Annotated in this window: 1 pseudogene; it reads right to left on the bottom strand. The window is 54.5% G+C overall.

Annotation, left to right across the window (positions count from 1 at the left end):
• Nucleotides 1-202 (bottom strand): annotated as a pseudogene (locus tag KV696_RS09915) (energy transducer TonB); the annotation flags it as partial.

Genomic DNA, 202 nt, shown 5'->3' with positions numbered 1-202 from the left:
GTTTCTTCAGCTGGTTGCGCTGGAGTTGGGGTTTCTGTTGCTCCTGACGCTGGAGTTTCTTCAGCTGGTTGCGCTGGAGTTGGGGTTTCTGTTGTTCCTGACGCTGGAGTTTCTTCAGCTGGTTGCGCTGGAGTTGGGGTTTCTGTTGCTCCTGACGCTGGAGTTTCTTCAGCTGGTTGCGCTGGAGTTGGGGTTTCTGTTG

Source organism: Streptococcus humanilactis, from assembly GCF_019448275.1.
Taxonomy (GTDB): Bacteria; Bacillota; Bacilli; order Lactobacillales; family Streptococcaceae; genus Streptococcus; species Streptococcus humanilactis.
This window is presented reverse-complemented; position numbering and strand designations above follow the sequence as displayed.